Below are 15,629 nucleotides of genomic sequence, written 5' to 3'. Positions count from 1 at the left end.
CGACCTGAGCCGACTTCCGGGCCCGTGCCGCCGAACCCGACCACGCCGCCACCATGGAAGTTATGCGCAGCTTCTTCGACCCCGCGGAAATCTTCGATGCTCGCGGCACGGTCGCTCCTGGACAGATCGTGTTCCTCAACGGTGCGTCGAGTTCGGGTAAATCCAGCCTCGCGCGCCGACTGCTGATCGATCTGGACCGGCCCTTCTTCCACATGGGTGTCGACATGATCGGCGCGATGCGGTCGGAAACGCGCACCGGCGAACTCGATCCGGCGGCGCTCGCCGAAGTTCTGCGGCGCACCCGTGCGGGTTTCCATCGGGCGGTCGCGGGAATGGCGCTGGCGGGTAACGACATCGTCGTGGACCATGTCCTCGGTGAGCCGTGGCGGCTGCGGGACTGTCTCACGGTGATGGCGGGCATCGATGTCGTACTCGTCGGTGTGCACTGCTCCCTCGACGAATTGCGTCATCGAGAACGGCGGCGCGGAGACCGCGTCGTCGGTACCGCCGCCGCGCAGGTCGATGTGGTCCACGCACACGGGATCTACGACCTGGAAGTCGACACCGGACGCGACACCGTCGAGGTCTGCTCGGCCCGGGTCGCGGAGTTCCTCGAGCAGGGACCGAAGCCGCGAGCATTCGATCGTCTTCGCGCCGCCGCGAAACCGTGACGCGGCGGGACCTACTGCGGCTACCCGGTCGACAGTGCTCGGGCGGCGACGGGGTAGCGGTCCAATTCGCGATCGGCGGCGCTCTGTTCGACGGCGGCGAGGCGGTGGTAGATATCGGTGGATTCCCCGGCGGCCTCGGCCGCGGCGGCGCGTTCGAGGATCGCCTCGCGCGATTCGACGGCGTCGCGGTGGTCGCCGAGCACCGTCTGTAGTCGTTTGGCGCGCGAGCCGAGCGCGGTCGCCTGCTCCCCGAGGACGCCCTCGGCCGCTTCGCACGAATACCGCAGGCGTTTGGCGCTTTTGCGGATGTCGTGCAGCAGTTCGACGCGGTCGGCGGGGGAGACGGTCGGCTCGGTCCTGATCAGCGCTTCGACGCGTTCCTGGTCGCGGTGCAGTACGAAACCGAAGAATCCGGCGGCGGGGGCGGCGGCGCGCGAGGAACGCAGCGGCGGCGCGGTACGCCATCGGATCAGCAGGTCGTGCAGCGCGCGGTAGCGGTCGGCGTCCAACGCGGTGAGGATGTCGGTGTGCGCGGACTCGTAGCGGGCGCGCTCCGCGGTGACGAGCCGGGCGGTCGCGGTGGCCAGGTCGCCGGGGGAGAGGTCCGCGGCCTGTTTGTCGAGCAGGGTGACGAAACGATCGGCGCGCACCTCGGCGTCACGCGCGACGCCGAGCAGATCGGCCAGCCATTTCAACTCGATATTCGCCGCCGTCACCGGATCTCGCTGGAGCAGCGTCTTGTACGACCGCAGCACACTGCGCAGCCGTCGCGTCGCCACCCGCATCTGGTGCACCGAATCGTCGGCGTCGGCGCGCACGTCGGGTTCGGCGGCGGTGAGCCGGTCGACGTCGTCGCCGAGCGCCGTGATCAGCGCGGTTCCTGCGGTGACCCCCATGCGATCAACTCACTTTCGAGAATCCGTCGGTCGCCTCGACGAGATGGTGGGTGATGCCGGGTTCGTTCGCCGAGTGACCGGCGTCGTCGACGATGTGCAACGTCGAACCGGGCCAGGCGCGATGCAGATCCCAGGCGCTGACCGCGGGGCAGACGATGTCGTGACGCCCCTGGACGATGACCGCCGGAATATGGGAGATGATGCCGATATCGCGCAGCAGCTGTCCTTCTTCGAGGAAACCGCCGTGGCGGAAGTAGTGGTTCTCGATCCTGGCGAAGGCGAGCGCGAACCGGGGAGCGGCGGTCTCGGCCACGCGGTCCGGCTGCGGCAGCAGCGAACTCGTCGAACCTTCCCAGGTGGACCAGGCGATGGCGGCGGCGGTCGCGATCCGGTCGTCGAGGGAGTGCAGCAGCCGGTGGTAGACCTCGACCAGATCCTCGCCGCGTTCGGATTCCGGCACCGGGGCCAGGAATTTCTCCCACTCGTCCGGGTAGACGTATCCGGCGGCGCCGTTGTAGTACCAGTCGATTTCCTTGCGCCGCAGCAGGAATATGCCGCGCAGCACCAGTTCGGTGACCCGCTCGGGATATTGCTGGGCGTAGGCGAGGGCGAGCGTGGAACCCCACGAGCCGCCGAAGACCTGCCACCGATCGATGGCGAGATGGGAACGCAGCGCTTCGATATCGGCGATCAGATGCCGGGTGGTGTTGGTCTCCAGTGACGCGCCGTCGGCCAGGTGCGGGGTGGAGCGCCCGCAACCGCGCTGATCGAGCAGCACGATCCGGTAGGCCGACGGATCGAAGAACCGCCGTTGCGCGGGCGAGGTGCCGCCGCCGGGACCACCGTGCAGGAACACCACCGGCTTACCCTCGGGGTTGCCGCTGACCTCCCAGTACACGGACTGGCCCGCGCCGACGTCGAGCATGCCGGAGTCGTACGGCTCGATCTCGGGATACAGCGTGCGCATCACAGCCCCACGATCACCGAGGCCAGATCCGGCGCCGACAACGCCTCGATCGCCTGCTGGCGCACATCGGGACAGCTCTTCGAGGTGGCGGTGTCGACGACGGCCTTGTTGCCGAGAACGTCGATACCGTATTGCAGTCCCCACGGATGCACGATCAGGTTCATGCCGACCCCGCCGAGCGTGGGGCCCTGCACCCGGAAATTCGACAGCTCGGGGCGGATCGCGTCGCACAGCGCCTTGCCCGCCGCGTCGGTCACCTGGGCGGTCGGCTTCTGACTGCCGCCGCTGCCCGCGCCCGTGGTGGCCTGCGGGGTCGAGGTGACCGAACCGGAACTTCCGGTGGGATTCGGGTCGTCGGTGGGTCCGCAGGCGGCCAGCGCCGCGGCGGTGAGAACTCCTGCCGCGAGCAGCGTGCTGCGGGAAATCCATCGGCTGTGCGGCATCGGTACCTCTGATCGTGTCGAATCGGTCGATTTCGATACTGCCACTGATTCGACCGGTCCGGTGCGCGCCTCGGGAGGTCCGGTTCAGCCGAGGTCGTCGCGCAACTCGTCGAGCAGGCCCCGTTCTCGTTGTACCGCAACGGGTTCGAGGACCGGCGCGGACGGCAGGTCGAGCAGTGTCGTGGGAACGTCCACCGCCCGACCCGCCCGCGAGATCAGAAGCTGTGTTCGGGACCGGGGAAGGTGCCGCGCCGCACCTCGTCGGCGTAGGACGCCGCCGCGGTGCGCAGCTGACCGCCGATATCGCCGAAACGCTTGACGAATTTCGCGGTCCTGCCGCTGGTGTATCCGGCCATGTCCTGCCAGACCAGCACCTGGGCATCGCATTCCGCGCCCGCGCCGATGCCGACGGTAGGAATGGTCAGTTTGCGGGTGACCTGTCCGGCGAGTTCGGCGGGAACCATCTCCATGACCACCGAGAACGCGCCCGCCTCCTGTACGGCGATAGCGTCGGCGATGAGCTGTTCGGCGCCGTCACCGCGGCCCTGCACCCGGAAACCGCCGAGCCCGTTGACGCTCTGCGGGGTGAAACCGATATGCGCCATCACCGGGATGCCCGACGCGCTGATCAGCGCGATCTGCTCGGCCACACGCTCGCCGCCCTCGAGTTTCACCGCGTGCGCCTGGCCCTCCTTCATGAACCGGGTCGCGGTCGCGAGGGCCTGCTGCGGGGAACTCTCGTAGGTCCCGAAGGGCAGGTCGGCGACGACGAGGGCGTTCGGCGCGCCGCGCACGACGCCGCGAACGAGGGGGATCAGCTCGTCCACCGTGATGGGCACGGTGGTGTCGTAGCCGTACACCACGTTCGCGGCCGAGTCACCGACCAGCAGGACCGGGATCCCGGCCTCTTCGAACAGGCGGGCCGACGAGTAGTCGTAGGCCGTCAGCATGGCCCAGCGCTCGCCGTCGGTCTTCATCTGCTGGAGGTGATGCACCCGCGTCTTGCGCACGGTCTTCTTCGGCTCGGCAGGAGCCGCACCGTAGGCAGGGGTTTCCGAATCGGATACGGACATCATCGTCCCTTTCGCTACGTGTCGCCTCGAGGCCCTGTCGGGTCCCCGGGTTCTCTGACAGCTCCAGTGTGCCACCGCGGCGACCCGGGTAATAAGGCCGGTCGCCGGTGCAATTGGTCACAGGCGGTGACCGGCCTGCCCCTCCGCGGCCGCCGTGGACGGTGGTGACCGCGCGACATGATCGGCGGCCCGGGTGGTGGCGCGCGGGGAAGCGCCGAGCTCCTGGCAGGATCATCGCCATGGGTCGGGTGCGGAGCGGTCGTGGGTTGCTGGTGACAGGTGTGGCCGGGATGCTGCTGGTCGTCGCGGGGTGCGGCGGTACGGCCGAGCCGAAGACGACACCGGTGCCCTCGCCCCCGGCGCCCGCCGGACTGGAGCGCTTCTACAGCCAGTCGGTGCGGTGGGGTGACTGCGACGGCTTCGGCGATCCGGAGGATCGTCTCCCGCCCAGCGCCGAATGCGCGAAGATCACCGTTCCGGTCGATTACGCGAAACCCGACGGCGCTACCGCGCAGATCGCGCTGTCGCGGATCCAGGCCTCGGGAGACAAGATCGGATCACTGCTGCTGAATCCCGGCGGTCCCGGCGGTTCCGGATTGTCGATGGTCAGCATCGCCGGGCGCGGCGAGCTGGCCGAACGTTTCGACCGGGTCGGGTTCGACCCGCGCGGGATCGGATCCTCGACGCCGACCATCTCCTGCCTGACGCCGCAGGAGTCCGACGCCGAGCGGGCCGACCCGCCCGAGGACAACTCCCCGGCGGGGATCGCCGAGATGGAGGCCGAGAACAAGGCCTACGCGGACAAATGCGCGGAGCGGACCGGCACGGAATTCCTCGCCCACGTCGGCACCCGCGAGGTCGTGCAGGACATGGACGTGATCCGGGCGGTGCTCGGCGATCCGGGGCTGAACTATCTGGGCTACTCCTACGGCACCAGGCTCGGTTCGGCCTACGCGGAGCGATTCCCCGACCGGGTGCGCGCGCTCGTGCTCGACGGCGCGGTCGACTCCTCGCAGGACCCGGTCCAGGAATCACTGCGCCAGGCCGCCGGATTCCAGGGCGTGTTCGAGGCATACAGCGTCGAGTGCGCGGCCGAACCCGACTGCCCGCTCGGCTCCGATCCGACTCGAGCCGTGGCCCGTTTCCGGGCACTGGTCGACCCGCTGTGGACGACGCCCGCCGCGACCACCGACCCGCGCGGGCTGACCTACGACGACGCGATCACCGGCGTCCGGCAAGCCCTCTACACCGACGAACTGTGGCAGGTGCTGACCATGGGCCTCGACGAACTCGGCAAAGGTCGCGGCGACACCCTGTTGCAACTGGCCGATATGTACGACGGCCGCCGCGAGGACGGCACCTATCGCAATACCGACGACGCCTTCAACGCCATCCGCTGCGTGGACGATCCCCGGATCGCCGATCCGGCTCTCACGGGTCGCCAGGACATGGAATACCGCAAGGCCGCGCCTTTCATCGATGACGGTCGTGGCACCGGCGCGGCCCCGCTCGACCTGTGTGTGTCGTGGCCGGTCCCCAATACGAGCGAACCGCATCGGATATCGGTGACGGGTCTGCCCGAGACGGTGGTGGTCTCCACCACCGAGGATCCGGCGACTCCGTATCAGGCCGGTGTCGATCTGGCCCAGCAACTCGGGGCATCCCTCATCACCTATCGCGGGAATCGGCACACCGCCGCGCTCGTCGCGGGCGACAAATGTCTCGATGACGCCGTTGTCGCCTACCTCGTCGACCTCACCGAACCCGCGCCCGGACTCACCTGCTGACAGCGTCGCGGCGCGGCCGTGTCCAACCCGCGTCATACCTCACATTCACGGCAGTTCGGACGCGAACTAGGTACCGGAAAGCCACTCAGCTACCGACATTGCAAACCTCAGCCTGTATGTAACACGGATTTAACGCCAGGTCTTTACTCTCGCGGACATGGATCGCCAGAAGGAATTCGTGCTGCGGACGCTCGAAGAGCGGGACATCCGCTTCGTGCGTCTCTGGTTCACCGACGTTTTGGGTTATCTGAAGTCCGTCGCGATCGCGCCCGCCGAACTGGAAGGCGCGTTCGAGGAGGGCATCGGATTCGACGGCTCGGCCATCGAGGGCTTCGCCCGCGTCTCGGAGGCCGATATGGTCGCCAGGCCGGATCCGTCCACCTTCCAGGTGCTGCCGTGGGCCACATCCAAGGGGCATCAACATTCGGCCCGCATGTTCTGCGACATCACCATGCCGGACGGCTCACCGTCCTGGGCCGACCCGCGCCACGTGCTGCGCAGACAGTTGAACAAAGCCGCCGACGTGGGCTTCAGCTGCTACGTGCACCCCGAGATCGAGTTCTTCCTGCTGGAGAACAGCCCGCAGGACGGCACCCCGCCGCAGCCCGCCGACTCCGGCGGCTTCTTCGACCAGGCCGTGCACGATTCGGCCCCCAACTTCCGCCGTCACGCCATCGACGCGCTGGAATCGATGGGCATCTCGGTCGAGTTCAGCCATCACGAGGGCGCGCCCGGCCAGCAGGAGATCGACCTGCGTTACGCCGACGCGCTGTCCATGGCCGACAACGTGATGACCTTCCGCTACCTGATCAAGGAAGTGGCCATCGACGAGGGCGTGCGCGCGACGTTCATGCCCAAGCCGTTCGCCCCCTACCCGGGTTCGGCCATGCACACCCACATGAGCCTGTTCGAAGGCGAGGCCAACGCCTTCCACGATCCCGACGATCCGATGACCCTGTCGAGCACCGCTCGCGCGTTCATCGCGGGCATCCTGGAACACGCGCCGGAGATCAGCGCGATCACCAACCAGTGGGTGAACTCCTACAAGCGCCTGATCCACGGCGGCGAGGCGCCCACCGCGGCCTCGTGGGGCCGGTCGAACCGGTCCGCGCTGGTGCGCGTGCCGATGTACACGCCGAACAAGTCCTCCTCGCGCCGCGTCGAGATCCGCAGCCCCGATTCGGCCTGCAATCCGTACCTGACCTTCGCGGTCCTGCTCGCGGCCGGTCTGCGCGGTATCGAGAAGGGCTACACGTTGCCGCCGGAAGCGGAGGACGACGTGTGGTCGCTGACGGTGGCCGAACGTCGCGCGATGGGTTTCCGGGAACTTCCCGGCACCCTGGACGAGGCGTTGCAGGCCATGGAGCGGTCCGAACTGGTCGCCGAGACCCTCGGCGAGCACGTGTTCGACTTCTTCCTGCGCAACAAGCGCCGGGAGTGGGCCGACTACCGCAGCCAGGTCACGCCGTACGAACTGAAGGAATACCTGGGTCTCTAGATCGAAGAGATCACACTGCAACCTGTGCTCGGCCGGCTGTCGACCGGCCGAGCACCTTTCTTCACCCGGGCCATGTAATTTAAGAACCATGGTCCGGCCACCGTCTGCCCGCTCCGCTGTTCCAGGTGTCGGTCGGCTCGGATTGCTCGAGCCGACAGCCGCCGATTCGCTACGCGAATTGGCCTGGGACAACGTCGAAAGTATCCCCGTGCTGTGGGCGCTGTCGCGCGCACCGGACGCGGACCTGGCGCTGAACACGATGGTGAAACTGCGTGAGCAGCTCGGAACCGAATGGGCGGCACTGGATTCGGCGGTGCGCACCGATACCTCGTTACGCGGCAGGCTTTTCGCGCTGCTCGGCGCGTCGAGCGCCTTCGCCGACCACCTGGTGGCCGACCCGTCGTCGTGGCTGGTCCTGCAACGCCGTGACCTGCCCGATCGCGACGAACTGATCGCCGATCTGCTCGAGGTGGTCAAGGCCGTTCCCGAGGAGGGCCCGCACGCCGGGCCGATGCTGTTCCGCGCGCAGATCGCCGGGCCCGACGCGGTGGCACTGCTGCGCAGGCGCTACCGCGATCAGCTCATGCTGCTCGCCGCGCTCGATCTGGCCGCCACCGTGGAGAACGAACCGGTACTGCCGTACCAGCTGGTCGGGCGGCACCTGACCGACCTCGCCGACGCCGCGCTCACCGCCGCGCTGTCGGTCGCGGTGGCCAGGGTGTGCAAGGACGGTCCGTGTCAGGTCCGGCTGGCGGTCGTCGCGATGGGCAAGTGCGGTGCGCGGGAACTGAACTACGTCAGCGATGTCGACGTGGTCTTCGTCGCCGAACCCGCCGACCCGACGGCGACCAGGCTGGCCGCCGAGATGATGAGCGTGGGCAGCCAGGCCTTCTTCGACGTCGACGCGGCGTTGCGTCCCGAGGGCAAGGCGGGCGCGTTGGTGCGCACGCTGGAATCGCATCTCGCGTACTACCGGCGATGGGCCCGCACCTGGGAATTCCAGGCGCTGTTGAAGAACCGTCCGATGACCGGTGATCTCGAACTCGGGCAGCAGTATCGGGACGCGCTCATGCCCATGGTGTGGGCCGCTTCGGAGCGTCCGGATTTCGTGCCCGACGTGCAGGCCATGCGCCGCCGCGTCGAGGATCTGGTGCCGGAGGATCTGCGCGAGCGCGAACTCAAACTCGGCCACGGCAGCCTGCGCGACGTCGAATTCGCCGTGCAGTTGCTGCAATTGGTGCACGGCCGGGTGGACGAGACCTTGCACGTGCAGGGCACCGTCGAAGCGCTGACCGCCTTGGCGGCCGGTGGTTACGTCGGCCGCGACGACGCGGCGAATCTGACCGCCTCCTACGAATTCCTGCGCCTGCTCGAACATCGGCTGCAATTGCAGCGGCTCAAGCGGACCCACACCCTGCCGCCCGCCGACGACGACGAGGGTATGCGCTGGCTGGCCCGTGCGGCCCATGTCCGTCCCGACGGCAGACAGGACGCGGTCGGCGTGCTGGCCGCGGAGATCCGCCGCAACGCGGTGCGGGTGCGGCGATTACACGCCAAACTCTTCTACCGCCCGCTGCTGGAATCGGTCGCGAAACTGGATTCGGACGCGCTGCGGCTGAGCCCGGACGCGGCGATCCGCCAGCTGGCCGCGCTCGGCTACACCTCGCCCGAACACGCGCTCGGACATCTGAAGGCCCTGACCGGCGGGGTGTCGCGTAAGGGCAGGATCCAGGCGCTGCTGCTGCCGACGCTGCTCGAATGGCTGGGTGACACACCGAATCCCGACGCGGGCCTGCTGGCCTACCGTCGGGTGTCCGAGGGTCTGGACGACCAGATCTGGTTCCTGCGCGAACTGCGCGACGAAGGCGCGATCGCGCAACGGCTCATGATCGTGCTCGGCTCCTCGGAATACCTGCCGGACCTGCTGATCAACGCGCCCGACACCATTCGCATGTACGCCGACGGTCCGAGTGGGCCGCTGCTGCTCAGCCCGAAACAGGAGGACGTCTCCCGCGGCATACTCACCGCCGCCGCGCGTTACGAGGATCCCTGGCGCGCGGTGGCAGCGGCGCGTTCGCTGCGTCGCCACGAACTGGCCAGGGTGGCCTCGGCCGATCTGCTGGGCATGCTCGACGTCCCGCAGGTGTGCCGCGCGCTCTCCTCGGTCTGGGTCGCGGTCCTCGAAGCCTCCCTCGCCGCCGTGATCAGGGCCGACGAGGCCGAGACCGGTGAACCCGCGCCCGCCGACTTCGCGGTGATCGGCATGGGCCGACTCGGCGGCCTCGAACTCGGTTACGGCTCCGACGCCGATGTGCTGTTCGTCTGCGATCCACGGCCGGGCGTCGATGAGACCAAGGCCGTGAAATGGTCGAATTCGGTGGCCGACCGGGTACAGAAACTGCTCGGCGCCCCCAGCACCGACCCGCCGCTGCACGTGGACGCCGGGCTGCGCCCCGAGGGCCGCAACGGCGCCCTCGTGCGCACCCTGGCCGCCTACACCGCCTACTACCAGCAGTGGGCCCAGCCGTGGGAGATGCAGGCATTGCTGCGCGCCCACCAGGTGGCCGGTGATCAGGAACTCGGCGTGTGCTTCCTGCACGTCATCGACAAAGTGCGCTATCCGGTCGGCGGCGTCTCGGTCGAGGCGGTGCGCGAGATCCGGCGGATCAAGGCGCGGGTCGACGCCGAACGGCTTCCGCGCGGCGCGGATCCGACGACCCACACCAAACTCGGTCGCGGCGGCCTGGCCGATATCGAATGGACGGTGCAACTCATGCAGTTGCGTCACGCCCACGAGATCCCGGCGCTGCACAACACCTCGACGCTGGAATCGCTGGATGTCATCGAGCAGACGAAACTGCTCGACGCTTCCGACGTGGCGCTGCTGCGCGACGCCTGGCTGACCGCGACCAAGGCCCGCAACGCCCTGGTCCTGGTCCGGGGCAAGCCCGCCGATCAATTGCCCGCGCCGGGGCGTCTGCTCTCGGCGGTGGCCCGTGTCGCGGGCTGGCCCAACGACGACGGCAGCGAATTCCTCGACAATTACATGAGGGTGACCAGGCGTGGGAAACGCGTGGTGGAAAGGGTTTTCGGCGGGTAGTCGCGAGCCTGCCGATCCCGGCTCGGGTGCGCGGTGCCGACATTTCGGCCGCACCCGGGCGAGGCCGAATACCAGGCGAATCGGGCAAAACGCTACTGCGGGACTGTCGGCTTCGTAACCTTGACGTCCATGTGGAGTATCGTCCCGATTTCTGTCGTCAGCGCCGTTCTCATCGCCATCGGATTCGTCCTCGGCTTCCCGAAGGAATGAACCCTCAGCGCCGCGCCGACTCCCGGAATCGGGAGACGAACGCGCGAATCGCTCTGCGGTCCTCGGTATCCGGCGGATGATGTCCCGCCTCGGCCGTCACCGCCACCACACTGCCTGGTCGCACCGCGAGGACGTCCCAGCACGTCGGTAGGACCGGCGCGTGCACGCTGCGTCCGTTACTGGTCACCGTGATACGCGAGGTGAACCGGGCCGCGATATCGGCCAGATCCTGCGCGTCGTCATCGGTGAGCGCCCGCGTCGCCATGAACTCCTCGAAATACATTCGGACCACCTCGCAAACTTCCGCGTCGACCTTTCCGCCACTGTATGCCGCCGCCGGTAACCCCCGTGCGCACACCGACAAGGTAGGTCGCACCCGTCGTCACTGTCCTCCGCACACCTAGAGTGGGCCCGATGGACCGCCCGTCACAGTCCGCCGAGAACGCGTCCGACCTCGACGACCTCGTAGGACGCCTTCGCGCGCAGCCGCCTTCCTGCGGGCGGGTCCGCCTCGTCGCGATCGACGGCCATGCCGGTTCGGGAAAGAGCGGTTTCGCCCTTCGGCTGGCACATGCCCTCGGTGACGCGCCGATCCTGCACGTCGACGACCTCGCCACCCACGAGGAATTCTTCGGCTGGACCGATCGTCTGCGCGACCAGGTGCTGACCGCGCTCGCTCAGGACCGCACCGCCGATTACGGCATCTACGACTGGAACGCCCGGGCGTTCACGACCGTCGGCCACCTCGCCCCGGCGCCGGTGGTCCTGCTCGAGGGTGTCGGCGCGGGGCGGCGCGATCTGCGCCCGTGGCTGTCGCACCTGCTGTGGATGGAACTCGACGCCGACGAATCGTGGCGCCGTGGCCGTCGACGCGACGGTCCCGGACTGTCCGAGTTCTGGGACGCCTGGATCGTGGCCGAGCGTGACCACTTCGCCTCCGATCCCTCACGGCCCCATGCCGATCTGCTGATCACACAGCGTGACGGGGGATACGGGTTCGCGGCGACCGCGCAGAGTTAGCGTTCGAACCCCGCGTCGCCCTCCGATCTACACGAAGTCTCCACACGCGCCGGGTTCCGCTGTCACCGCGCCCACCTAGAGTGCAGAACATGGTGCGTATATGGATGAACCGGGCACTGCTCGGTCTGGGGTGGGGCGCCCTCGTGACGGGAATCGTGGGAATAGTGCTGTATTTCGGCGCGTTCCGCCAACGCGAGATTCCGGTGCTGCTCGCGTCGGGTGCTTCCTACCTGATGCTCGGCGCGATCGTCGGTCTGCTGTTGTTCCTGCTGGCACGCGGTTGGCGCAGCGCGGTCGCGGCCGGACTCGTCGTCGCGGGGGTGCTGTGGACCCAGTTGCCGATCTTCGTGGCCGACGGCAGGGCGGCGGGCAACGGTCCCGTGGTCACGGTGCTCCAGTCCAATCTGCTGTTCGGCGGCGCGGACGTGACGCAGGTCGTGCGGACGGTGCGCGAGGACCGGGTCGACCTGCTGACCGTCGAGGAACTGACCGCCGAGGCGGTGACGCGCCTGGACGCGGCCGGAATCGCCGAACTACTGCCGTACCGCTACGTCGAGACGGCGAGCTGGGGCGCGGGCACCGGCATCTACAGCCGATACCCTTTGCGCGACACCAGGAAATACGACGGTTTCGTCATGAACAATCTCGGCGCGGTGATGGAACATCCGGAGCGTGGCGCGGTCGCGGTGTTCGCCTTCCATCCGATGCCGCCGCCGCTGGACTTCGAGGCGTGGAATTCCGAGATGCGCCGCATCCGCGACATCCTCGACGCCACCACCGGTCCGGCGCTGGTCGGCGCGGATTTCAACGCGACACGCGATCACACCGCCTTCCGCGACCTGCTGCGCGGCGGGTTCGCCTCGACCGCCGAACTGGTCGGCGCGGGCCCACTACCGACCTATCCGACCGACAAGAGCTGGGGGCCGCTCATCGGTATCGACCACATCCTGATCTCCGGGGGCAGCGCGGAAGAAGTCAGGGCGATGACCGTCACCGGATCCGATCACCGGGCCGTGCTGGCCAGGACACGCCTGAACAGCTGACCGAGCGGCCGGTCGCGCTGCGCGCGGCGCGATATCTGCGATTACCATGTGAACGCTCGATGGTGGATGTGCGGATCCGCCGGCGGGGTCCGCGAACATGCGGGTCCCGCACAGGATTTCGGGGAGGTACCTGATGAGGTTCGCGCGACTGCGCGTCGGGGTGATCGCGGCTCTCGTCGTGTTCGGCATCACGCTGACGGCCTGCGACGCCGTCACCGTCACCGGCGAGAACGCCGCCGCTCCCACGATCACGGAGAATCCGTGGGAGCTCGCCGCCGCCGCGACCAGCAGCGGTACGAGCGGCCCGCGCCCCGGCGTCCCGGACGCGCCGCTGACGGCCGAGAACGGGGACGGCGGCGCGATCGACCGGCTGTCGCTCAACGCCATCGCCGATATCGAGGAGTACTGGAAAGCGGAGTACGCCAAGACTTTTCCCGGAACCTTGAAGCCGGTGAGCCGCTTCATCTCCTGGGATGCGAAGGCGCCGGAACAGAAATCGGTGAAGTTCTGCCGCTCCGACACCTACCAGGTGGTCAACGCCGCCTACTGCTCGGGTGATCACACCATCGGCTGGGATCGCGGGGTGTTGCTGCCGGAGGTGCAGAAGAAATACGGCGCGATGGCCGTGGTGATGGTGCTCGCGCACGAATACGGTCACGCGATCCAGGGCCAGGCGAAGATCGCGGGTTTCCTGACCCCGGTACTGGTGCAGGAACAGCAGGCCGACTGCCTCGCCGGGGTTTTCCTGCGCCACGTGGCCGAGGGGAATTCGAAACATTTCACGATGAATATGACCGACGGACTCGACGGAGTGCTCGGCGTGACGGTCGCCATCCGCGATACCGATCCCAGCGATCCCGACAATGTCCACGGTTCGGCCTTCGAACGGGTGACGGCGGTGCAGCTGGGCTACAACGACGGCGCCGCCGCCTGCAAGAAGATCGATCGCAACGAGCTTGAGAGCCGTCGCGGCACCCTGCCGACCACCTTCGAGATCGAGGACGAGGAACAGCAGCAACTGCCCGTCGACGTGGCCTCGCTGACGAGTGTGAGCCAGGCGCTCGCCAAGGCGTTCCCGATCCGTCAGACCCCGAAATTCGACTACTCGGGTGTGGTGAAGAACTGCCCGAAGGTCACCGCGACCGCGCCGGTGTCCTACTGCCCGACCTCGAACACGATCGGCACCGATGTGCGCACGCTGGCCAAGCGCGGCGCGTCGGCCGGCGAGGACGAAGTCCTCTCCGACACGGTGGCGGGCGACTACAACGCCTTCATCGTGTTCGTCTCGCGCTACATGCTCGCCGTGCAACAGGATCGAGGACTGAAACTGACCGGCGCGGACACCGCGGGTCTGCGCACGGCCTGCCTGAGCGGCGCTTTCACCACCGAGTTGAGCGAACCGAGCAGTGACCCCCGGCTGTCGGCCAAGGATCTCGACGAGGCGGTCTCCGGACTGCTGTCGGACGGTCTCGCCGCCGCCGATGTCGACGGCAAGATCGTGACGAGCGGGTATCAGCGGCTCGAGGCGTTCCGGACCGGGGTACTCGACGGTGAGCGGGCCTGCCTGACGAAATTCGCCTGAGCCGTCGGATCAGTCGGCGACGGCGGGCAGCGACCGCAGCGAGTTGAGCGTGGTCGCCAGCGCGCGGGCGGCCTCGGCGCCCTTGGTGACGAAATGGTCGGTGAAATAGGTGACGTGCTCGCTGTGCTCGTGGAAATGATGCGGGGTGAGCACCACCGAGAACACCGGGACATCGGTGTCGAGTTGCACGCGCATGAGTCCGTCGATCACCGCGGAGGCGACGAAATCGTGCCGGTAGATGCCGCCGTCGACGACCAGCGCGGCGGCGACGACGGCCGAGTACTTCCCGCTGGCGGCGAGCCGTTTGGCGTGCAGCGGGATCTCGAAGGCGCCGGGCACCTCGAAGACGTCGACGGTGTCGGGGTCGAAGCCGAGATCGGACAATTCGGCGGTGAAGCCCTCTAAAGCCTTACCGACGATCGAGCTGTGCCACATAGCGCGAACGAAGGCGACCGACCCGGTGGATGTGGTTCCCATGCCGGGAGTCTACTGCCCGGTAATGTGGCGCTCCAGCCATTCGACCACGTCGGTCAGAACCCTGTCCTGCTCCGGTTCGTTGAATACCTCGTGGTAGAAGCCCTCGTAGCGGATCACCGTCAGATCCTTCGATCCGGCGCCGCGCTCGACCAGATCGGTGCTCGACGGCGCGGCCAGCGCGTCGGCCGTGCCGTGCAGCACCAGCAGCGGCTGGGTGAGCTCGCCGAGCCGTTTCTTGACCAGGTCGGTGCCGCGCAGGATCTCCGCACCCGTGCGGGCGGGCAGTTTGCCCCGGAACACCAGTGGATCGTTGTCGTAGGCGCTGACCACCGCCGGATCGCGGCTGATCATCGAGGAATCCAGGGTCAGCACACCGAGATTCGGTGTCAGCGTGCTCAGCACCGGTGCGAACAGGCGCTGCAACGGATTGCCGACCGGGATGTCGAGCGGGGGAGCCGACAGGATGATGCCCGTGACGTCGACGGGTCCGCGGGTCGCCAGATACAGCGTGATCAAACTGCCCATCGAATGCCCGAGCAGGAAGGTCGGCACATCCGGTTGTTCGCGGACGGCGAGGGCGAGCATGGCCGCGACATTGTCGGCCGAGGCGTCCATCGACCCGATATTCGCCCCGCCGCCGCCTGCGGATTTCCCGTGCCCGAGGTGATCGAGCGCGTAGACGGCGAAACCGGCGTCGGCCAGCCGGGTGCCCACATGGGCGTAGCGGCCCGAATGTTCGGCGACACCGTGCACGAGCACGACCACCGCGCGCGTCGCCGTCTCGGGAAGCCATGCGCGCCAAGCGATCCGGCTGCCGCTGCCCTCGAAAACGCCTTCTTCGGTGCGGGTCACCCGCGCTCCT

The 15,629-nt window shown here is 67.9% G+C and carries 14 protein-coding genes; 7 read left to right on the top strand and 7 right to left on the bottom strand.

The window, feature by feature from the left end; translation table 11 throughout:
• Positions 1-62: 62 nt before the first annotated feature.
• Positions 63-671 (top strand): chloramphenicol phosphotransferase CPT family protein, encoded by a 609-nt coding sequence (locus tag JZ792_RS19155; RefSeq protein ID WP_216911888.1) that lies wholly within the window; start codon positions 63-65, stop codon positions 669-671.
• Between the two features lie 20 nt (positions 672-691).
• On the opposite strand, the gene JZ792_RS19150 is transcribed toward JZ792_RS19155, so the two are convergent.
• From JZ792_RS19150 to panB, 4 genes are all read right to left on the bottom strand, one after another.
• A complete protein-coding gene (locus JZ792_RS19150; RefSeq protein WP_216911887.1) occupies positions 692-1,567 on the bottom strand; it encodes a CHAD domain-containing protein in 876 nt (291 codons plus the stop codon).
• Positions 1,568-1,571: 4 nt separating this feature from the next.
• Entirely contained in the window at positions 1,572-2,534 is a 963-nt protein-coding gene (gene pip, locus JZ792_RS19145; RefSeq protein WP_216911903.1) for a prolyl aminopeptidase, read from the bottom strand.
• The gene (locus JZ792_RS19140; RefSeq protein WP_216911886.1) at positions 2,534-2,977 is read right to left on the bottom strand and encodes a hypothetical protein; all 444 of its coding nucleotides are present in this window, start codon (positions 2,975-2,977) and stop codon (positions 2,534-2,536) included. Before JZ792_RS19140 ends, pip begins: the two co-directional genes overlap by 1 nt.
• 215 nt (positions 2,978-3,192) lie before the next feature.
• Positions 3,193-4,050, bottom strand: coding sequence for a 3-methyl-2-oxobutanoate hydroxymethyltransferase (gene panB / locus JZ792_RS19135; RefSeq protein WP_216911885.1), 858 nt, complete (start codon positions 4,048-4,050; stop codon positions 3,193-3,195).
• A gap of 239 nt (positions 4,051-4,289) precedes the next feature.
• Here panB and JZ792_RS19130 point away from each other — a divergent pair, with 239 nt between their 5' ends.
• The 3 genes from JZ792_RS19130 (at position 4,290) to JZ792_RS19120 (ending at position 10,435) form a co-directional block, all read left to right on the top strand.
• A complete protein-coding gene (locus JZ792_RS19130) occupies positions 4,290-5,837 on the top strand; it encodes an alpha/beta hydrolase (protein ID WP_216911884.1) in 1,548 nt (515 codons plus the stop codon).
• Positions 5,838-5,994: 157 nt separating this feature from the next.
• The gene (gene glnA / locus JZ792_RS19125) at positions 5,995-7,335 is read left to right on the top strand and encodes a type I glutamate--ammonia ligase (protein ID WP_216911883.1); all 1,341 of its coding nucleotides are present in this window, start codon (positions 5,995-5,997) and stop codon (positions 7,333-7,335) included.
• Positions 7,336-7,423: 88 nt separating this feature from the next.
• Complete coding sequence (locus JZ792_RS19120) at positions 7,424-10,435, top strand: bifunctional [glutamine synthetase] adenylyltransferase/[glutamine synthetase]-adenylyl-L-tyrosine phosphorylase (RefSeq protein WP_216911882.1); 3,012 nt, start codon at positions 7,424-7,426, stop codon at positions 10,433-10,435.
• A 214-nt stretch (positions 10,436-10,649) separates the two neighbouring features.
• Here JZ792_RS19120 and JZ792_RS19115 read toward each other — a convergent pair whose 3' ends face one another.
• A complete protein-coding gene (locus tag JZ792_RS19115; RefSeq protein ID WP_216911881.1) occupies positions 10,650-10,928 on the bottom strand; it encodes a hypothetical protein in 279 nt (92 codons plus the stop codon).
• Positions 10,929-11,059: 131 nt separating this feature from the next.
• Here JZ792_RS19115 and JZ792_RS19110 point away from each other — a divergent pair, with 131 nt between their 5' ends.
• The 3 genes from JZ792_RS19110 to JZ792_RS19100 all read left to right on the top strand — a co-directional run bounded on the left by JZ792_RS19110 (position 11,060) and on the right by JZ792_RS19100 (position 14,290).
• The gene (locus tag JZ792_RS19110) at positions 11,060-11,665 is read left to right on the top strand and encodes a uridine kinase family protein (RefSeq protein ID WP_216911880.1); all 606 of its coding nucleotides are present in this window, start codon (positions 11,060-11,062) and stop codon (positions 11,663-11,665) included.
• Positions 11,666-11,754: 89 nt separating this feature from the next.
• Positions 11,755-12,708, top strand: a complete 954-nt coding sequence (locus JZ792_RS19105; protein WP_216911879.1) for an endonuclease/exonuclease/phosphatase family protein — start codon at positions 11,755-11,757, stop codon at positions 12,706-12,708.
• Positions 12,709-12,841: 133 nt separating this feature from the next.
• Positions 12,842-14,290 (top strand): neutral zinc metallopeptidase, encoded by a 1,449-nt coding sequence (locus tag JZ792_RS19100; protein ID WP_216911878.1) that lies wholly within the window; start codon positions 12,842-12,844, stop codon positions 14,288-14,290.
• A 9-nt stretch (positions 14,291-14,299) separates the two neighbouring features.
• Here JZ792_RS19100 and JZ792_RS19095 read toward each other — a convergent pair whose 3' ends face one another.
• Together JZ792_RS19095 and JZ792_RS19090 are read right to left on the bottom strand one after the other, a co-directional pair.
• On the bottom strand, positions 14,300-14,767 hold the full coding sequence (locus JZ792_RS19095) for a 6,7-dimethyl-8-ribityllumazine synthase (protein ID WP_109526341.1): 468 nt from the start codon (positions 14,765-14,767) through the stop codon (positions 14,300-14,302).
• Between the two features lie 9 nt (positions 14,768-14,776).
• Positions 14,777-15,619 (bottom strand): alpha/beta hydrolase, encoded by an 843-nt coding sequence (locus JZ792_RS19090; RefSeq protein WP_216911877.1) that lies wholly within the window; start codon positions 15,617-15,619, stop codon positions 14,777-14,779.
• Between the last annotated feature and the right edge of the window lie 10 nt (positions 15,620-15,629).

The organism is Nocardia noduli, assembly GCF_019038455.1.
Classification (GTDB): Bacteria; Actinomycetota; Actinomycetes; order Mycobacteriales; family Mycobacteriaceae; genus Nocardia; species Nocardia noduli.
This window is presented reverse-complemented; position numbering and strand designations above follow the sequence as displayed.